This is a genomic window from Sphingosinithalassobacter sp. LHW66-3, from assembly GCF_050703275.1.
Taxonomy (GTDB): Bacteria; Pseudomonadota; Alphaproteobacteria; order Sphingomonadales; family Sphingomonadaceae; genus Sphingomonas.
Window position 1 is genome coordinate 1,926,778 of record NZ_CP193482.1, and the last position, 16,618, is coordinate 1,943,395.

Here is a 16,618-nt window from a genome sequence, read left to right on the forward strand (position 1 = left end):
AAAAACCGCGGTCGCGGGCAAGCGCCGACCATTGCGACAAACGACCGTTGCGGTCGGTGACTTATTCTTCTAATACAGCATTTCGATGGCGTGCCCCGCGGGGCCGAGCAGAGATATGCGCACATGAATTACGAGGCGAAGATGTTCGGTGAAGACGAGCGCGCGGCACTTCCGGGCGAGGAGCGGCGCCGTTCGCGCCGCTGGTGGATCCTCGGTGGCATCGCGGCGATCGCGATCCTCATCGTCGCCTTTCTCGCGTTTGGCAGCGGTTCGGGCGAAACGGCCGAGAAGGCCGGGGCGCCCGGCGCAGCGGCCGGCGGCAACGAGGGGCAGATGCCGACGATCACCGTCGCCGTTCCGGGGCGCCAGACGATTCAGCGGATCGTTTCGGGCACCGGTTCGCTCGCCGCGCGCCGCGAGATGCCGGTGGGCGTCGCCGGCGAAGGCGGCCGCGTGACTCGCGTGCTCGTCGAGCCGGGCGACTGGGTCCGCGAGGGCGAAGTGCTCGCGACCGTCGACCGTTCGGTACAGGAGCAGACGATCGACTCGCTCGAGGCGCAGGTGCGCGTGGCGCAGGCCGACGCAGAACTCGCCCAGTCCGAACTCGACCGGGCGCAGCAGCTCGTCGGCCGCGGATTCATTTCGCAGGCCGATCTGGAGCGCAAGACCGCGACTCGCGACGCGGCGCGTGCGCGCGTCAACGTCGCGCAGGCGCAGCTTCAGGAAGCGCGCGCGCGCAATCGCCGGCTCGACATCCGCGCGCCTGCCGCGGGCCTGGTGCTGTCGCGCGACGTCGAGCCGGGCCAGATCGTGAGCCCCGGCAGCGGCACGCTGTTCCGCGTCGCGATGGGCGGCCAGATGGAGATGCGCGCCCAGCTTTCCGAAGAGGATCTGCACCGGCTGAACGTCGGCGCGCCCGCCCGCGTGTCGCCGGTGGGCATCGAGGAGGAGTTTGCCGGCGAAGTGTGGCAGGTGTCGCCCGTCATCGATCCGCAGACCCGCCAGGGCATCGCCCGCATCGCGCTTTCCTATGATCCGGCGCTGCGCCCCGGCGGCTTCGCGACCGCGCGGATCGTCGCGGGCGCCACCGTGGCGCCGCTGCTGCCGCAGTCGGCGATCCAGAGCGACGCGAGCGGCAACTATGTCTATATCCTCAACGAGAACGACCAGGCGGTGCGCCGGCCGGTGACCACGGGCGAAGTTTCGGACGAGGGCGTCGCGATCACCGGCGGCCTGAGCGGCACCGAGCGCGTCGTCCTTTCCGCCGGCGCCTTCCTCAACGAGGGGCAGCGCGTGATCCCCAACCTCACGACCCTGCAGGCGCCAGAATGAACTTCCGCAACATCTCGGCCTGGGCGATCCGCAACCCGGTTCCGCCGCTCGTCCTCTTCTTCGCGCTGACCCTGGCGGGCATCGTCAGCTTCGCGCGCATGGACGTGAACAACGAGCCGGACATCGACTTCCCGGTCGTGTGGGTGTCGATCAGCCAGCCGGGCGCCGCGCCGAGCGAGCTCGAAACCCAGATCACCCAGCGCGTCGAGGCGGCGGTGCGCAGCCTGCCCGGTATCGACCAGATCGAATCCACGATCACCGAAGGCAATTCGCAGACGATCGTGCAGCTCGACATCGGCACGCCGATCGACCGGGCGGTGAACGACGTGCGCGAAGCGGTGTCCCAGATCCGCGGCGACCTGCCCGACGGCATCCTCGAGCCGCAGGTCGGGCGCGTGAACACCACCGACAACGAGCTTGCGAGCTTCACTGCGATCGCCACCGACATGACGATCGAGGATCTGAGCTGGTACGTCGACAACACGGTCGCCAAGGAACTGCTGTCGATCGAAGGCCTGGCGAGCGTGGATCGCATCGGCGGCGTCGATCGCGAGATTCGCGTGATCCTCGATCCGGCCAAGCTCCAGTCGCTGGGCATCACCGCAAGCCAGGTGAACCAGCAGCTGCGCCAGGTGAATCTCGACGCCGCAGGCGGTCGCGCCGAGATTTCGGGCGCCGAACAATCGGTGCGCGTGCTGGGCAATGCGCAATCGGCGTTCGCCCTCGGGCAGACCCAGATCGCAGTGGGCGGCGGCCGCACCGTGCGGCTCGATTCGATCGCGCAGGTCCGCGACCTTTATGCCGAACAGCGCTCGCTGGCCGAGTGGAACGGGCAGCAGGTGCTCGCATTCGACATCTCGCGCGCCAAGGGCGCGTCGGACGTCGCCGTGTTCGAGCAGGTCGAGGCGAAGCTGCAGGAGCTGGAGCAGCGCAATCCCGGCGTGCGCTACGAGATCCTGTTCAACAGCGTCGAATATACCGAAGAGCAATATGAAAGCGCGATCGCCGCACTGATCGAAGGCGCAGTGCTGGCCGTCATCGTCGTGTTCCTGTTCCTGCGCGACTGGCGGGCGACGCTGATTTCGGCACTGGCGATCCCGCTGTCGGCGATCCCGACCTTCTGGTTCATGGACATGCTGGGCTTCACCCTCAACCAGATGACGCTGCTCGCGCTCAGCCTGGTGGCGGGCGTGCTCGTCGACGATGCGATCGTGGAGATCGAGAACATCGTGCGCCACATGCGCATGGGCAAATCGGCCTATCAGGCGTCGATCGACGCCGCCGACGAGATCGGCGTCGCCGTGGTGGCGACCACCATGTCGATCGTCGCGGTGTTCCTGCCCGTCGGCCTGATGCCCGGCGTTTCGGGGCAGTTCTTCAAGAATTTCGGCCTGACGGTGGTCGCGGCGGTGCTGATGAGCCTTGCCGTGGCGCGCATGCTCACGCCGATGATCGCGGCCTATTTCCTGAAGGCGCACGGCCACGCCGTCCACGGCGAAGGCCGGATGATGGACGTCTACATGAAGATCCTGCGCTGGACGCTGCGCCACCGCTGGTCGGCCGTGGTGGGCGGCGCGGCGGCGCTGCTGGCGACGGTCGCCTGCATCATGGCGCTGCCGATGACGTTTCAGCCGCAGGAGGACCGCGACAGTTCGACCGCCACGATCGAGATGGTGCCGGGCACCACGCTCGAACAGACCGATGCAGTGGTGAATCGAGTCGATGCGTTGCTGCGCGACCATCCGCTGGTCGAGAACACCTATTCGCGCACCTATGTGGGCAATGGCCGCGTGGTCGCGATGCTCAAGGACGATCGCGAGATGTCGAGCACGCAGTTCGAGCGCAGCCTCGCGCCCGAGCTGAACAAGATCGCCGACGCCCGGGTGGGCTTTCAGTCGCAGCAGGGCTGGGGCGGCAGCGGCCGCGACATCACGATCACGCTGGGCGGCGAGGACCCGGTGCTGCTGAACGAAACCGCCGTGAAGCTGGTGCGCGAGATGGCGCAGCTCGACACGCTGGTGGCTCCGCGCATCGCCGGCGATCTGCAGCGGCCCGAGATCGTCATCAAGCCGCGGCTCGACCTGGCGGCGAACCTGGGCGTGACGACGGCTGCGCTTTCGAGTGCGATCCGCATCGCGACGCTGGGCGACATCGACCAGAACAGCGCTCGCTTCTCGCTCAGCGATCGGCAGATCCCGATCCGCGTCGCCCTGTCCGAAGACGCGCGCGAGCAGCTTTCGACGATCCAGAACCTGCCGGTGCCGACCCAGAGCGGCGGCTCGGTTCCGCTCAGCCTGGTGGCCGATATCGAATTTGGCGCTGGGCCGACTCGAATCCAGCGGCTCAACCAGCAGCGTCGCCTCGTGGTCGGCGCCGATCTGGCGCCGGGCATCGTGAGCGGCGTGGCGATGGAGCAGATCCGCAAGCTGCCGACGATGCGCGACCTGCCGCTCGGCGTGAACGAGCTGGTGGTCGGTTCGGCCAAGTGGCAGGCGGAAATGCTCAACAACTTCACCGTCGCGGTGATCTCGGGCGTGTTCCTGGTCTTCGCGGTGCTGGTGCTGCTGTATCGCCGCTTCATGTCGCCGCTGGTGAACATGGGATCGCTGCTGCTCGCGCCGCTGGGCGGGCTGCTGGCGCTGCTCATCACCGGGCATCCGCTGTCGATGCCGGTGTTCATCGGCATCCTGATGCTGCTCGGCATCGTCGCGAAGAACTCGATCCTGCTGATCGACTTCGCGCTCGAGGAAATGGCCAAGGGAGTCGACAAGTTCAGTGCGATCCTCGACGCGGGCCACAAGCGCGCCCAGCCGATCGTGATGACCACCGTGGCGATGGTCGCGGGCATGGTGCCCACCGCCCTGTCGCTTTCGGGGGATTCGTCGTGGCGCGCACCGATGGGCATCACCGTGATCGGAGGCCTGATCCTGTCGACGATCCTGACGCTGCTGATCGTGCCGGCGAGCTTCAGCCTGGCGGTGGGCATCGAGCGGCGGCTGGGCAAGGGGCTGGCGCGGCGGCTGCTGACCTATCGCCCCGGCGACGAAGAGAGCGGCACCGCGATCGAGCATCGCCCGGGCGGCCATATCGACTATCGCCCGGGAGAAGACGGGCCGCAGCCCGCCGAGTGAACCTCTCGACCGCTTCGGGGATTGGGTGGGCATGACATTGCTCGCCCGAACGCCCCGAGGCCGCGAGGCCCCGCCCCCCGGCCTGATCCGCATGCGCTGGATCGCCACCGGCCTGCTGGTCGCGATGGCGGCGACCTTCCTGATCGCCGGGCGCTACGACGAGGCCTATCCCTGGGTCGGCTTCGTCCGCGCCTTTGCCGAGGCGGCGATGGTGGGCGGGCTGGCCGACTGGTTCGCCGTCACGGCGCTGTTCCGCCACCCGCTGGGACTGCCGATCCCGCACACGGCGATCATCCCGCGCAACAAGGACCGGATCGCGACCACCCTCGCCGCGTTCCTGCGCGACAATTTTCTCACGCCCGGCGTGGTCGCGCGGCGCATGGCGCGGATGGACGTGGCGGGCGCGGCGGGACGCTGGCTGTCCGATCCGAGCGGCGGGCGCAGCCGCGTGCAGGCCGGCGCGGCACGGCTGTTCGCCGACATGCTCGAGGCGCTCGACCAGGATCGACTGGGCGGGATGACCAAGCGCGCGCTGGGCGGCCAGCTGCGCACCCTGAACGTCGCGCCGCTGCTGGGCCGCGCGCTCGAGGCGGCGATGGCCGAGGACCGGCACCTGCCGCTGCTCGACGGGATCATCCGCTGGGCGGCGCGGGTGCTGGAGGCGAACGAGCATCTGATCCGCGACATGGTGCACCAGCGCGCGGGCACGATCCTGCGCTGGACCGGCCTCGACGAGCGGCTCTCCAACGCGATCATCGACGGGCTGGCGAAGCTCATCACCGAAATGGCCGAGGATCCGCGCCACCCGCTGCGCGCCAAGGCCGAGGAAGGCATGGCACGGCTCGCCTTCGACCTGCAGTTCGATCCCGATACCCAGGAGAAGGTCGAGCGCTTCAAGGCCGAGCTGCTCGACAATCCGGCGCTCGACCGCTGGTGGATGGGCGTGTGGGAATCGGCGCGCGCGGCGATGCTGCGGATGGCCCGCAACCCCGAGGCGGCGTTCAAGGGCGAGCTGGGCGCGGCGCTGCGCCAGCTGGGTGAGACGCTCGAGCGCGACGCGGGGCTTCGCGCGACGGTCAATCGCTTCGTCCGCCGCAGCGCCGTGGGCATCACCGCCGATCATGGTGATGCGATCGTCCGGCTGGTGTCCGACACGGTGCGCAGCTGGGACGCCGAGACGATCACCGGCCGGCTGGAGAACAGCGTCGGCCGCGACCTTCAGTATATCCGGATCAACGGAACGCTGGTGGGCGGGCTCGTCGGCGTCGCCATCCACACGCTCGAGGTACTGCTCTAATCCGCGCCGCCGTGCCAATCGAGCAGGGGCCATTCGCGCTGCCGTGCCAGCCGCCGCAGCGGCTCGTGTGCGTTGACCGCGAACGGTTCGTCGGCCCAGCCGAGCAGCGGCGCATCGGAGACATGGTCCGAATAGGCGCGGACATGCGCCTCGCCCCGACCGATGCCCTGCGCCTCGAGCCATTTCTCGACCAGGCGGAGCTTTGCCGGGCCGTAGCAGTTCTCCCCTTCGATCAGGGAGAGCACATGGCCGTCCACATTGCGCCGCGCATCGGTGGCGATCACATCGTCGAACCCGAGCCGCGCGGCGATCGCGGCGGCATAATAGCGATGCGAGGCAGTGGCGAGCACGAGCCGGTAACCGGCGGCGCGATCGGCGGCGATCCGCTTGCGCGCACCGGCCAGAACGCCGCGCGCCACGACGGTCTCGGCGAAGGCGTCGCCCAGCCCCTCCAGCGCCTCGGGCGACAGCGCCCGACCGATCAGCAGCCGGTGAGTCGCCTGTTTGAGCCCCGCCCTGTCGAGCAGCCGCAGCAGATAGCCGACGCTCGCAAGGCCTGCGAGCGGCAGCAGGCCGAGCCGCCACGGCGCATGCGAGCGCGCGGCGTGAATCAGGAAGCGCGTCCAGGTGGGGGCGCGCGTGATCGTCTTGTCCATATCGTAGATCGCAAGGTACCGCATTGAGACAGGGTGGCGCGTCACCGCTTGCCGATCCAGCACAAATCCACCAAGGATGGCGCCCATGACCGCATGGGCCGATTTCGAGCCAGTTGAGACCGGCGGCGGCACGACCCTCCGCTTCACCGGCGCCTTGTCGCTCGCGCGGCTGGGCGACGTGGCGACTCGGCTGCGCGGCTATACGGGCGCGGCCGATCGCGTCGACCTCCAGGAGGTCGAGCGCATCGACACGGTCGGCGCCTGGTTGATCCACGAATTCGCGAGCGATCGCGGCATTCCGATCGAGGGTCTGTCGGCCGATCAGCAGCGGCTGCTCGAGCGTGTCGGCGAGGCTGCGGACCAGCCGGTGGCGCTGCCCGCCCGCACCCACAATCCGTTCACGCGGATCGTGGCCGAAACCGGCGAGGCAGTGGTGACCGCGGGGCAGACGCTGCTGGGCCTGCTCGGCTTCATGGGCGCGACGGTGATTGCCTTCTGGAACGTCGCGACTCACCCGCGCCGGTTTCGCTTCAACGCCACGGTCCACCGGTTCGAGGTCGTCGGCGTTTCCGCGCTCGGCATCATCGGGCTGATGAGCTTCCTGATCGGCATCGTCATCGCGCAGCAGGGCGCGGTGCAGCTGCGCCAGTTCGGCGCGGAAGTGTTCACGATCAACCTGGTCGGGCGGATCACGATCCGAGAGCTGGGCGTGCTGATGACCGCGATCATGGTCGCCGGCCGTTCGGGATCGGCCTTCGCCGCGCAGATCGGCACGATGAAGCTGACCGAGGAAGTCGACGCGATGCGCACCATCGGCGTGTCGCCGATGGAGGCGCTGGTGGTGCCGCGCACGCTGGCGGCGGTGCTGATGATGCCGCTGCTCGCCTTCTACGCCTCGCTGATCGCGATCATCGGGGGCGGTCTGCTCTGCTGGGTGTCGCTCGACATCCCGCCGGTCACCTTCGTCCAGCGCATCCGCGAAGTCGTGCCGATCACCGATCTGTGGGTGGGGCTGATCAAGGCGCCCGTGTTCGGCGCGATCATCGCCATCGCCGGCTGCTTCCAGGGGATGCTGGTCGAGGCCGACGCCGAGCAGGTCGGCAAGCGCACCACCGCCGCCGTCGTCCAGGCGATCTTCCTCGTGATCGTGCTCGACGCCTTCTTCGCGATCTTCTTCAGCGAGATCGGCTGGATATGAGCAAGGAAGCGGTCATTTCGGTGCGCGGCCTGCGCAACAGCTTCGGCGACCAGGTGGTGCACGAGAATCTCGATCTCGACGTCTATCGCGGCGAGATCCTGGGCATCGTCGGCGGATCGGGCACCGGCAAGTCGGTGCTGATGCGTTCGATCATCGGCCTGCAGAACCCCGACGAAGGCGAGATCCGCGTGTTCGGCGAAGACACGCGGGACAGCGATCCAACCGAGCAAGTCGAAGTGCGCAAGCGCTGGGGCGTGTTGTTCCAGGGCGGCGCACTCTTCTCCACCCTCACCGTATCCGAAAACGTCCAGGTGCCGATCCGCGAATTCTATCGCGGCATGGACCCGGCGATGATGCAGGAGATCGCCGCCTATAAGGTGGTGATGACCGGGCTTCCCGCCGAGGCCGGCCCGAAATATCCCTCCGAGCTCTCCGGCGGCATGCGCAAGCGCGCCGGGCTCGCGCGTGCGCTGGCGCTCGATCCCGAGCTGCTGTTCCTCGACGAGCCCACGGCGGGGCTGGACCCGGTGGGCGCCGCCGCGTTCGACGAACAGACGCGCTCGCTTCAGCGCACGCTGGGTCTCACCGTGTTCCTGATCACCCATGATCTCGACACGCTGCACGCGATCTGCGACCGCGTGGCGGTGCTCGCGGACAAGCGCGTGATCGCGGTCGGCACTATCGACGAACTCCTCGCGTTGGATCATCCGTGGATTCAGGAGTATTTCAACGGACCGCGCGGCCGCGCGGCGGTCGCGAGCGCGCAGCGGTCGAGCGCGACGGGGAACAGGTGAGGGACTGATGGAAACACGATCCAACCATGTGCTGGTCGGGGCAGTCACGCTGATCCTGCTCGCCGTGCTCGCATTGTTCATCGTCTGGCTCGCGCGGCTGGGCGGCGGCGATTCGCGCGAATATGACATCTTCTTCAAGCAGGCGATCGACGGCATCAATCCCGGCTCGCCCGTCGCCTTTTCGGGCGTGCCGGCCGGACAGGTGAAGAACATCGCCTTCTGGGCGCCCGATCCGCAGTTCGTGCGCGTGCGCATCAGCGTGAACCCCGATGTGCCGATCCTCGAAGGTACTACGGCGAGCATCGAGGGAATCGGCTTCACCGGCGTGAGCCAGATCCAGCTCGACGGCGCGATCAAGGGCGCCCCGCCGATCGATTGCCCCGAAAGCGAGGCGGCGGCGGCATGCCCGCTGGGCGTGCCGGTGATCCCCACCAAGACCGGCGGGCTCGGCGCGATCCTCAATTCGGCGCCGCAGCTTCTCGAGCGGCTCTCGACGCTGACCGAGCGGCTGACCGAGCTGCTGGGCGACCGCAACCAGGCCTCGATCGCCGGCATCCTCGCCAACACCAATCGGCTGACCGACGCACTGGCCGATCGCGGACCCGAGATGGCGGCGACGATCGCCGAGATGCGCGACGCCGTGCAGCAGGTGGGCGCCGCCGCCGACCAGATCGGTTCGCTGGCGAACACCACCGAGCGCGTCGTCGACACCAGCGTCGAGCCGGCGATGGAGAATCTCAACGAGGCCGTGCTCGCCGCCAAGCAGAGCATGGAGAATCTGGATGCCGCCATCGCCGACGCGCGGCCGGGCGTTCAGGCATTCTCGCAGCGCACGGTGCCCGAGGCGGGGCAGCTGATCCAGGACCTGCGCCGCACCGCGATCGCGCTGGCCGAGATTTCCGAGCGCATCGAACAGGGCGGCGCCGGATCGCTGATCGCGCCGCAGCGTCTTCCCGATTACGAACCCGAGGAATGAGAGCCGTGATGAAGAAGCTGCTTGCCGCCGCCGCGCTGCTCCCGCTGGCCGCCTGCATCAAATTCGGTTCCGAGCCGCCGGCATCGCTGCTGACGATCCGCCCGGCGGCCGAGCTGCCCATCGGCGAGACGCGCAGTTCGGGAACCGCACCCGCGATCACCATCGCCGTGCCCAGCGTGCCGCAGGAGCTGTCGACCACGCGCATCCCGGTGCATTCGACCGCGACGACGCTCGCCTATGTCAAGGACGCGCAATGGGTGGAGCAGCCGGGACGGATGTTCGCGCGCGTGCTTTCCGACACGATCGCGGCGCGCACCGGCCGCGTCGTGCTGAGCGCGCGCCAGTCGCTCACCGATCCCGGCGCGGTGCTGACCGGCGAGCTGCGCAGCTTCGGCGTCGACGCGCGTACGCAGCAGGCCGTGGTGGTCTATGACGCATCGCTGATGCGCGACGCGGCGACCGCGTTCGAGAAGCGCCGGTTCGAGGCGCGGGTGCCGATCGCGCAGGTCGCCGCGCGGCCGGTCGCCGACGCGCTCGACAGCGCGGCCAATCAGGTGGCGGCCGAAGTCGCCGAATGGGTCGGCAGCTGACCCGCGCCGGCGCGATCAGCGCAGACGGCGCGTTTCGGGCATCAGATTGCAGATATCGGCGCCGCCCGCCGGCACGGTGAAGAACGGCGGCGTGCGGCTTTCGCGCGAGCGCACCCAGGCCGCGAAGCGCGGATTGTCGGTCGTGCGATAGGCGAAGCGCGGACGCTCGTCGGCAGGAAGCTGGCTCGCCAGCCGCACCGACAGGATCGGCGTGCGCTCGCCCTCGGTGCGATAGACTCCCATCTCCCCGGTGCCGCGCGGCAGGCTGGAGAGATGCTCCATCCCCTCGATCACGCGGCCGATGAGCGCGATGTTGCGGTCGAGGTGGCGCGGCGCATGGCCGATCACCGTGTAGAGCGCCGAACCGTCTCCCGTGTCGGGAGCGAGATTGCGCGCCACGCCGACCATTCCGTAGCAATGGGTGAGCCACGCGCGCTCGCCGTCGCTGCCCAGCGGCCAGCCGTCGGCGCTGTGCCCGGTGGCCGCGGCATAGGGATCGGGCCGCGCAAGCTCGGTCACGCGATCGCTGCCGGGCCAGTCATATTCCGCCGGCAGCCGCCGCAGCACTTCGGGCGGCAACGGCTTCTGCTCGCTCGCATCGCCCCATTGCGCGACATAATTGTCCTGGACCCTATAGACGCTGGTGCCGTCCCACCAGTTCGCCTGAGCAAGCTTGCGGATGTTCGCGACATGCGCCGGGGCATAGCCGGGGGCGAGGCGGATGAAGACCTGGCGCCCGCCATCGAGCGTCATCACCAGCAGCTCGTCATCGGGCAGCACCGCCCAATCCTCGGCGACCGCGGCGGTGGCGGCATCCTGGGGCGCGACTGTCGCCGGCGGGGCGAGCAGCGCGAGCAGCGCGGAAATCGACATCAGCATGCCCGCGAGCGTGACACGCGCGAGCGGAGCGCGCAATGGCGTTCAGCGCCCGACCGCCGCTTGCACCGCGCCGGGCGAGGCAGTAAGGCCACGAGCCTTCCAGTGCATGCGGAGCGGTGGCCGAGTGGTCGAAGGCGCTCGCCTGGAAAGTGAGTATACGGCAAAACCGTATCGAGGGTTCGAATCCCTCCCGCTCCGCCAGAAGCCATTCGAGCGAACAAGTACGAACGCCTGCGGTGCGGTTCGACCGTACGGTGCTCAGCCTTGCCAAGCCACCAGCTAGGATGCCGGCGCAGCGGCGGGCCCGGGCGTCCGCGGGACGGCAGCGATCGGGCCGGTCCAACGTTCAGCCCCTTATCCAGCGCCCCGGATCGGCGCGGTCTCCCTTGGAAAAGGCGGCTGAGCGATGCCCGCGGCAACCGCTCCCTAGAGCAGCGACAGCACGACCCTTCCCTCGACTTTCCCGCCGGCGAGCGCGGCAAGGACCTCGTTCACCTCCTCGAGCGGCGCAGTCGCGGTGTGCGCCTTCACCTTGCCTTCGCCGGCGAAGGCGATCGCCTCGGCAAGGTCGTGGCGCGTGCCGACGATCGATCCGCGGATCGTCACGCGCTTCAGAACCACGTCGAAGATCGGCGTCGGAAAATCGCCGGGCGGGAGCCCGACGAGGCTCACGGTGCCGCGCCGCCGCGTCATGTCGATCGCCTGGCGGAATGCGGGAACCGACGGCGCCGTGACGAGCACGCCGTGCGCGCCGCCGTCCGTTTCCTGCTGCACCTGCCGGACGGCGTCCTCGTCGCGCGCGTTCACCGCCACATCGGCACCCAGGCTGCGCGCCAGCTCCAGTTGCGGTTCGGAAACGTCGACCGCCGCGACGTGGAACCCCATCGCCTTGGCATATTGCACGGCGACATGGCCGAGCCCGCCGATCCCGGAGATGACGACCCATTGCCCCGGGCGCGCCTCGGTTTCCTTGAGCCCCTTGTAGGTCGTCACGCCCGCGCAGAGGATCGGCGCCATCGCGACGAAATCGGGACGGTCGGGCAGGCGCCCCACATAGTCGGCGGGTGCGACCACATAATCGGCATAGCCGCCGTCGACGCTGTAGCCGGTATTGTGCTGTGCCTCGCAGAGCGTCTCCCAGCCGGTGCCGCAATGTTCGCAATGGCCGCACGCATCGTGCAGCCACGGCACACCGACGGGATCGCCTTCCTTCACGCCGGTGACCTCGCGCCCGACGGCGGCGACATAGCCCACCGCCTCGTGCCCCGGCACGAAGGGCGGGTTCGGCTTCACCGGCCAGTCGCCGTTGGCGGCATGCAGATCGGTGTGGCACACGCCGCTGGCGACGACTCGAACCAGAACGTCGCGGGGCCCCGGCGCGGGGATCGGCCGTTCCTCGATCACGAGCGGTGCGCCGAATTTCCGAACGACCGCTGCCCGCATGGTGCCCATATCGTGCCCTCCGTCAGATGATCCGTTCATGCGCAGGATATGCAGCAAACCTATGCCACGCGGTTTGCGAACAGCATTGGGAGTTCTACGGATCGGCCGTCGGCGCTTCGGCATCGAGCAGCGCCTCGATGCCGGCGGGAGGCGCCGAACGCAGCGAATCATTGGTGACGATCACCGTCGCTCCGGGGTGGAGGATCGCGAGCAGCCGCTGACGAAACCCCTCCGACACCTCGAACTGATCCCCGCGCAGGCCAGGCTCCGCCATATCGTCCTGCCCCGGCAGGGCGAGGCGCAGCCAGTGCATTCCGTCCGCATCCTGCGATTGCAGCGCGAAGAGCATCGGCTGTGCGACCGGCGCCGCGATTTCGACCGACGCCCGGCCGATCGGTATCCCGTTGCGCAGCACCGTCACTTCGCGATCGGCAGTGCTGACCAGCACCGAGACCGGTCCGCCGGGCGCACGCTCCGGAGTCCAGCTGAACGGTGCGTTCCCCGCCGAGCCGATCCCGGCGAATGCCGAGTCGGCCGCGAGCAGCGGCGCCTGTTCTTGATCCACGACCGCCACCGTCATCCCGATGCGGGTCGCGCCGAACAGCAGCCGCGCGAATTCGTGCGGCAGGCGGATGCAGCCGTGCGAAGCCGGATAGCCCGGCAGATGTCCGCCGTGCAGGGCAACGCCGCCCCAGGTGAGCCGCTGCATGAACGGCATCGGCGCGTTGTCGTAGAGGTTCGAGAAGTGGCGCTCGCGCTTCTGGAGAATGGTGAAGACGCCGAGCGGCGTCTCATGGCCTTCGCTGCCGGTCGAAACGGTGGAGACGCCGATCGGCACGCCGTTGCGATAGACCACCGCGCGCTGGCTACGCACGTTGACGATCAGCAGCACCGGGCCCTCCGGCGCGACCTCGGGCATCCAGAGGAACTCGCCCGGCTGCAACGCCTCGACGGTTTCCATCACCGTGGGCGCGTCGAGCGATTGGGCCGCGGCGACCGCCGGGACGCAGGCCGCCAGCGCGCCTGCCGCGAGACCAAGAAGCGCCCGTTTCATTCGGCGCGGCCGCCCAGATCGAACAGATGGTCGAGCCACTGCGCGCGCTGTTCGGCGCTGTCCTCCACGCCGCCGAGCAGCGTGTGCGACACCGGGCGGACTCCGGCAAGCTTGAGGATGTTGCGCTCGAAGCTCTTCACCGAATGCGCGCCGAAATAGAAGCGGTAGAACAGCGCGGGCATCCCCATCGTGACGACGAGCCGCGCCGAACGGCCCTTGAGAAGCCCCGCCGGGCCCCTGTGCCCCTCCTGTTCGCCGATCGCGAATCCGGGCCGCGCCACTTGTTCGAGAAATCCCTTGAGCAGCGCGGGAACGTCGCCGAGCCACAGCGGATAGAGAATGACGAGATGCTCGGCCCAGCCGATCGCCTCCTGCGCGGCGACGACGTCCGGCACGGGGGCGGCGTCCTTCCAGTCCGCCGCGTTGCGCAGCAGCGGGAAGTCCGTCGTCGCAATGTCGATCCGGCGCACCGAATGGCCCGCATCGGCAGCGCCGGCGGCATAGGCGTCCGCCAGCGCATGGACGAAGCGGGCGCGATCCGGGTCGGGGTGGCCGTCGATCACGACGATCCTGCGGGTTGCCGGATCCGACATCTCAGGCAGCTCCCGCGGGCGTGCGCAGCACCTTGCGCACGAGCGTCTCGGCCGGGTTCTCCGGGCAGGGATGCGCCGTGAAGCCCATTTCGCGCTCGAGCGCGAGCGCGGCGTGGTTCTCGCTGCTCTCGAGCGATTCGACCCTCTCGATTCGCTCCGCTTCGGCATAGCGGAGCACATGTTCCATCAGCGTCCAGCTGACTCCCTTGTGCTTCCAGCCCTCGCGTACCGAAAGGGCGAGCTCGGCATTCGACCGGTCGGATTCGGCGATCAGCATCGCGCTGGCGACCAATGTCTCCCCCGCAAAGGCAAGGAAATGCATCGCACGGCGATAATCGATCTGAGTCATCGCGGCGATCTGGTCACGCCGGACGTGGCGGACCGCAGTGAGGAAGCGGAAACGCAGATCCTGCGCATCGACATGCTCGAAAAAGTCGGCGAGCACCGCTTCGTCGGCGGGGACGACCGGGCGGACGTGCAGCGCGGTGCCGTCGCGCGTGGCGAGATCGGCCGTCCACTCGCTCGGCACCGGGCGGATCGCGAGCTTCGCCTCGGTGCCCGGCGCGGTGAGACCGACCCGCGCGTCGAGCGCCAGCACGCCATCGCTGCCGACGAGCAGCGGGTTGATGTCGAGCTCGGCGATCTCGGGGAAATCGGCGACCAGCGTAGAGACCGCCTGGAGCACGCGCACCACGCCGTCTATGTCCGCTGCGGGAACGTCGCGATAGCCTGCGAGCAGCGTCGCGATCCGCGTGCGCGCCAGCATGTCGCGGGCAAGCGCGGCATCGAGCGGCGGCAGCCCCAGCGCGCGATCGTTCAGCACTTCGACCGCCTTGCCCCCGGCGCCGACCGCCAGGACCGGGCCGAAAGCCGGATCGGCCGCAATCCCGACGAGCAGCTCATATTTGCCGACGGTATCGACCATCGGCTCGACTTCGAAGCCGAGCAGCTGCGCATCGGGATGGTCGCGCGCGATGCGCGCCGCCATCTCCTCGGCCGCCCTGCCCGCGGCGCGCGAATCGGGCAGGTTCAGCGCCACGCCTCCGACGTCTGACTTATGCGTGAGCTGGGGGCTCACGATCTTGAGCACATAGGGCGGACGCATCGAACCGCAGGCGTCGGCGACCGCCCCGGCGCCGGCCGCGAACACCGGCTGCACCACGGGCACGCCCAGCGCGGCGAGCAGCTGCTTGGCCTCGCCGGCCGAAAGCGTCGTGCGCCCTTCCGCGCGCGCGCCGTGGATCACCGCTTGCACCGCGTCGCGATCGGCCGCGGCAACCGCACCGGCCGCGGGCGTGCGCAACAGCGCCTCGCGGGCGTTGCGCGCCGCCACCATCGCGCCGAACCCCTGCACCGCCTCATCCAGATTATCGAACAGCGGCACATCGGCCGCATCGAAACGCGGCCGCGCGTGATCGGCATTGCCCGCCCCGAGCCAGCAACCGATCACCGGCTTGTTTCGCGGGAAATCCTCGGCCGAGACGCGCGCGAGCACCGCATCGGCGATGCCGACGCCGTTCGCCACCGCCGTCGGGCAATGCATGACGAGCAGCGCATCGACCGCCGGATCGGCCGCCGCAGCATCGACGGCCGCCGCGAACCGGTCCGCGCGCGCATCGCCGACGACGTCGATCGGATTGGCGCGCGACCAGCTGGCCGGCAGCGCGGGATCGAGCCGCGCAACCGTTTCCGGAGAAAGGCTGGCCAGCGCGCCCTCGGTCTTCGCCAGCGCATCGGCCGCGAGCACTCCCGCGCCGCCGCCGTTGGTGACGATCGCCAGCCGATTGCCCGGCACCGGGCGCTTGCGGGAAAGCACCTGCGCGGCGCCGAACAGCCCGGTAAGTGTCTCGACGGGCACGATCCCGGCGCGGCGGAACGCAGCCTGGTACACGTCCCAGGATCCCGCCAGCGCGCCGGTGTGCGACATCGCCGCGCGCCCGGCCGCGTCGGTGCGCCCGGCCTTGAGCGCGATCACCGGCTTGACGCGCGACGCCGCGCGCGCCGCCGACATGAATTTGGCGGTATCGCCGATGCTCTCGACGTAGAGCGCGATCGCTTCGGTGCGCGGGTCGGCTGCGAACAGATCGATCAGATCGGCGAAATCGACGTCGGCTCCGTCGCCGAGCGAGACGATGCCGGAAAAGCCGACGTGGCGCTCGGCGGCCCAATCGATCATCGACGTCACCAGCGCCCCGCTTTGCGACAGCAATGCCAGCCCGCCCGCCGGGGCGCCGCGCTGCGCGAACGAGGCGTTCACGCCCGCATGCGGCATCAGCACGCCCAGGCAGTTCGGGCCGATGATGCGCAGGCCGTGGCTGTGCGCCGCGTCGAGCATCGCCTGGCGCAGCTCCGGATCGTGCAGCCCGGCCGAGATCACCACCGCAAGCCGCGTTCCCTTCGCGCCGAGTTCGGCGATAATGTCCGGCACGGTCGGCGCCGGAGTTGCGATCACCGCCAGCTCCGGTGCGATCGGAAGCTCCGCGATCGAGGGCACCCACCAGTCGTCGTCCAGCTCGATCGGGTTGGGATTGACTGCGAACACCGGGCCATCGAGCCGCGCGTCCAGCGCATTTTCCAGGACCCGCTGGCCGATCGTTCCCGCGCGGCTCGATGCGCCGACGATGGCGATGCTGCGGGGCCCGAGAAGCCGGTCGAGATTGTGAATGGCCATGCGC

Annotated in this window: 13 protein-coding genes and 1 tRNA gene; 8 read left to right on the forward strand and 6 right to left on the reverse strand. The window is 69.1% G+C overall.

Going from position 1 to position 16,618, the window contains the following annotated elements; all coding sequences use genetic code 11:
* The first annotated feature begins 123 nt into the window (after positions 1 to 123).
* The 3 genes from ACQ450_RS09410 to ACQ450_RS09420 all read left to right on the forward strand — a co-directional run bounded on the left by ACQ450_RS09410 (position 124) and on the right by ACQ450_RS09420 (position 5,760).
* Entirely contained in the window at positions 124 to 1,332 is a 1,209-nt protein-coding gene (locus ACQ450_RS09410) for an efflux RND transporter periplasmic adaptor subunit (RefSeq protein ID WP_188053084.1), read from the forward strand.
* A complete protein-coding gene (locus tag ACQ450_RS09415; protein WP_431469064.1) occupies positions 1,329 to 4,463 on the forward strand; it encodes an efflux RND transporter permease subunit in 3,135 nt (1,044 codons plus the stop codon). Before ACQ450_RS09410 ends, ACQ450_RS09415 begins: the two co-directional genes overlap by 4 nt.
* 91 nt (positions 4,464 to 4,554) lie before the next feature.
* Complete coding sequence (locus tag ACQ450_RS09420) at positions 4,555 to 5,760, forward strand: DUF445 domain-containing protein (RefSeq protein ID WP_431469065.1); 1,206 nt, start codon at positions 4,555 to 4,557, stop codon at positions 5,758 to 5,760.
* Here ACQ450_RS09420 and ACQ450_RS09425 read toward each other — a convergent pair.
* The gene (locus ACQ450_RS09425; protein WP_431469066.1) at positions 5,757 to 6,440 is read right to left on the reverse strand and encodes an HAD family hydrolase; all 684 of its coding nucleotides are present in this window, start codon (positions 6,438 to 6,440) and stop codon (positions 5,757 to 5,759) included. The two genes, ACQ450_RS09420 and ACQ450_RS09425, sit on opposite strands and share 4 nt — an antisense overlap.
* 61 nt (positions 6,441 to 6,501) lie before the next feature.
* Between ACQ450_RS09425 and ACQ450_RS09430 the strand changes: the two genes are divergently transcribed.
* From ACQ450_RS09430 to ACQ450_RS09445, 4 genes are read left to right on the forward strand one after another with little or no spacing between them, the layout of a single operon-like run.
* Complete coding sequence (locus ACQ450_RS09430; RefSeq protein ID WP_431469067.1) at positions 6,502 to 7,614, forward strand: MlaE family lipid ABC transporter permease subunit; 1,113 nt, start codon at positions 6,502 to 6,504, stop codon at positions 7,612 to 7,614.
* Positions 7,611 to 8,408, forward strand: coding sequence for an ABC transporter ATP-binding protein (locus ACQ450_RS09435; protein WP_431469068.1), 798 nt, complete (start codon positions 7,611 to 7,613; stop codon positions 8,406 to 8,408). The genes ACQ450_RS09430 and ACQ450_RS09435 overlap by 4 nt, the downstream gene beginning before the upstream one ends.
* Positions 8,409 to 8,415: 7 nt before the next feature.
* Positions 8,416 to 9,384: an MlaD family protein gene (locus ACQ450_RS09440; protein WP_431469069.1), complete on the forward strand. Its 969-nt coding sequence runs from the start codon at positions 8,416 to 8,418 to the stop codon at positions 9,382 to 9,384.
* Positions 9,385 to 9,392: 8 nt separating this feature from the next.
* A complete protein-coding gene (locus ACQ450_RS09445; RefSeq protein WP_431469070.1) occupies positions 9,393 to 9,974 on the forward strand; it encodes an ABC-type transport auxiliary lipoprotein family protein in 582 nt (193 codons plus the stop codon).
* A 15-nt stretch (positions 9,975 to 9,989) separates the two neighbouring features.
* On the opposite strand, the gene ACQ450_RS09450 is transcribed toward ACQ450_RS09445, so the two are convergent.
* Positions 9,990 to 10,889, reverse strand: a complete 900-nt coding sequence (locus ACQ450_RS09450) for a peptidylprolyl isomerase (RefSeq protein WP_431469071.1) — start codon at positions 10,887 to 10,889, stop codon at positions 9,990 to 9,992.
* Between the two features lie 74 nt (positions 10,890 to 10,963).
* On the opposite strand from ACQ450_RS09450, the gene ACQ450_RS09455 reads away from it, so the two are divergent.
* A tRNA-Ser gene (locus tag ACQ450_RS09455) sits at positions 10,964 to 11,054 on the forward strand.
* A gap of 225 nt (positions 11,055 to 11,279) precedes the next feature.
* Here the strand turns inward: ACQ450_RS09455 and ACQ450_RS09460 are convergent.
* From ACQ450_RS09460 to ACQ450_RS09475, 4 genes are all read right to left on the reverse strand, one after another.
* Entirely contained in the window at positions 11,280 to 12,305 is a 1,026-nt protein-coding gene (locus ACQ450_RS09460; protein WP_431469072.1) for a zinc-dependent alcohol dehydrogenase, read from the reverse strand.
* A gap of 85 nt (positions 12,306 to 12,390) precedes the next feature.
* Entirely contained in the window at positions 12,391 to 13,350 is a 960-nt protein-coding gene (locus ACQ450_RS09465) for a L,D-transpeptidase family protein (protein ID WP_431469073.1), read from the reverse strand.
* Positions 13,347 to 13,943, reverse strand: coding sequence for an NAD(P)H-dependent oxidoreductase (locus ACQ450_RS09470; protein WP_431469074.1), 597 nt, complete (start codon positions 13,941 to 13,943; stop codon positions 13,347 to 13,349). The genes ACQ450_RS09465 and ACQ450_RS09470 overlap by 4 nt, the downstream gene beginning before the upstream one ends.
* A gap of 1 nt (position 13,944) precedes the next feature.
* Positions 13,945 to 16,614 (reverse strand): GNAT family N-acetyltransferase, encoded by a 2,670-nt coding sequence (locus ACQ450_RS09475; RefSeq protein WP_431469075.1) that lies wholly within the window; start codon positions 16,612 to 16,614, stop codon positions 13,945 to 13,947.
* Between the last annotated feature and the right edge of the window lie 4 nt (positions 16,615 to 16,618).

Excerpts from the sequence above, each read along its gene's own strand:
- ACQ450_RS09410 (WP_188053084.1), top strand. The coding sequence starts at position 124 with ATGAATTACGAGGCGAAGATGTTCGGTGAAGACGAGCGCGCGGCACTT.
- ACQ450_RS09415 (WP_431469064.1), top strand. The coding sequence starts at position 1,329 with ATGAACTTCCGCAACATCTCGGCCTGGGCGATCCGCAACCCGGTTCCG.
- ACQ450_RS09420 (WP_431469065.1), top strand. The coding sequence starts at position 4,555 with ATGCGCTGGATCGCCACCGGCCTGCTGGTCGCGATGGCGGCGACCTTC.
- ACQ450_RS09425 (WP_431469066.1), bottom strand. The coding sequence starts at position 6,440 with ATGCGGTACCTTGCGATCTACGATATGGACAAGACGATCACGCGCGCC.
- ACQ450_RS09430 (WP_431469067.1), top strand. The coding sequence starts at position 6,502 with ATGACCGCATGGGCCGATTTCGAGCCAGTTGAGACCGGCGGCGGCACG.
- ACQ450_RS09435 (WP_431469068.1), top strand. The coding sequence starts at position 7,611 with ATGAGCAAGGAAGCGGTCATTTCGGTGCGCGGCCTGCGCAACAGCTTC.
- ACQ450_RS09440 (WP_431469069.1), top strand. The coding sequence starts at position 8,416 with ATGGAAACACGATCCAACCATGTGCTGGTCGGGGCAGTCACGCTGATC.
- ACQ450_RS09445 (WP_431469070.1), top strand. The coding sequence starts at position 9,393 with ATGAAGAAGCTGCTTGCCGCCGCCGCGCTGCTCCCGCTGGCCGCCTGC.
- ACQ450_RS09460 (WP_431469072.1), bottom strand. The coding sequence starts at position 12,305 with ATGGGCACCATGCGGGCAGCGGTCGTTCGGAAATTCGGCGCACCGCTC.
- ACQ450_RS09465 (WP_431469073.1), bottom strand. The coding sequence starts at position 13,350 with ATGAAACGGGCGCTTCTTGGTCTCGCGGCAGGCGCGCTGGCGGCCTGC.
- ACQ450_RS09470 (WP_431469074.1), bottom strand. The coding sequence starts at position 13,943 with ATGTCGGATCCGGCAACCCGCAGGATCGTCGTGATCGACGGCCACCCC.
- ACQ450_RS09475 (WP_431469075.1), bottom strand. The coding sequence starts at position 16,614 with ATGGCCATTCACAATCTCGACCGGCTTCTCGGGCCCCGCAGCATCGCC.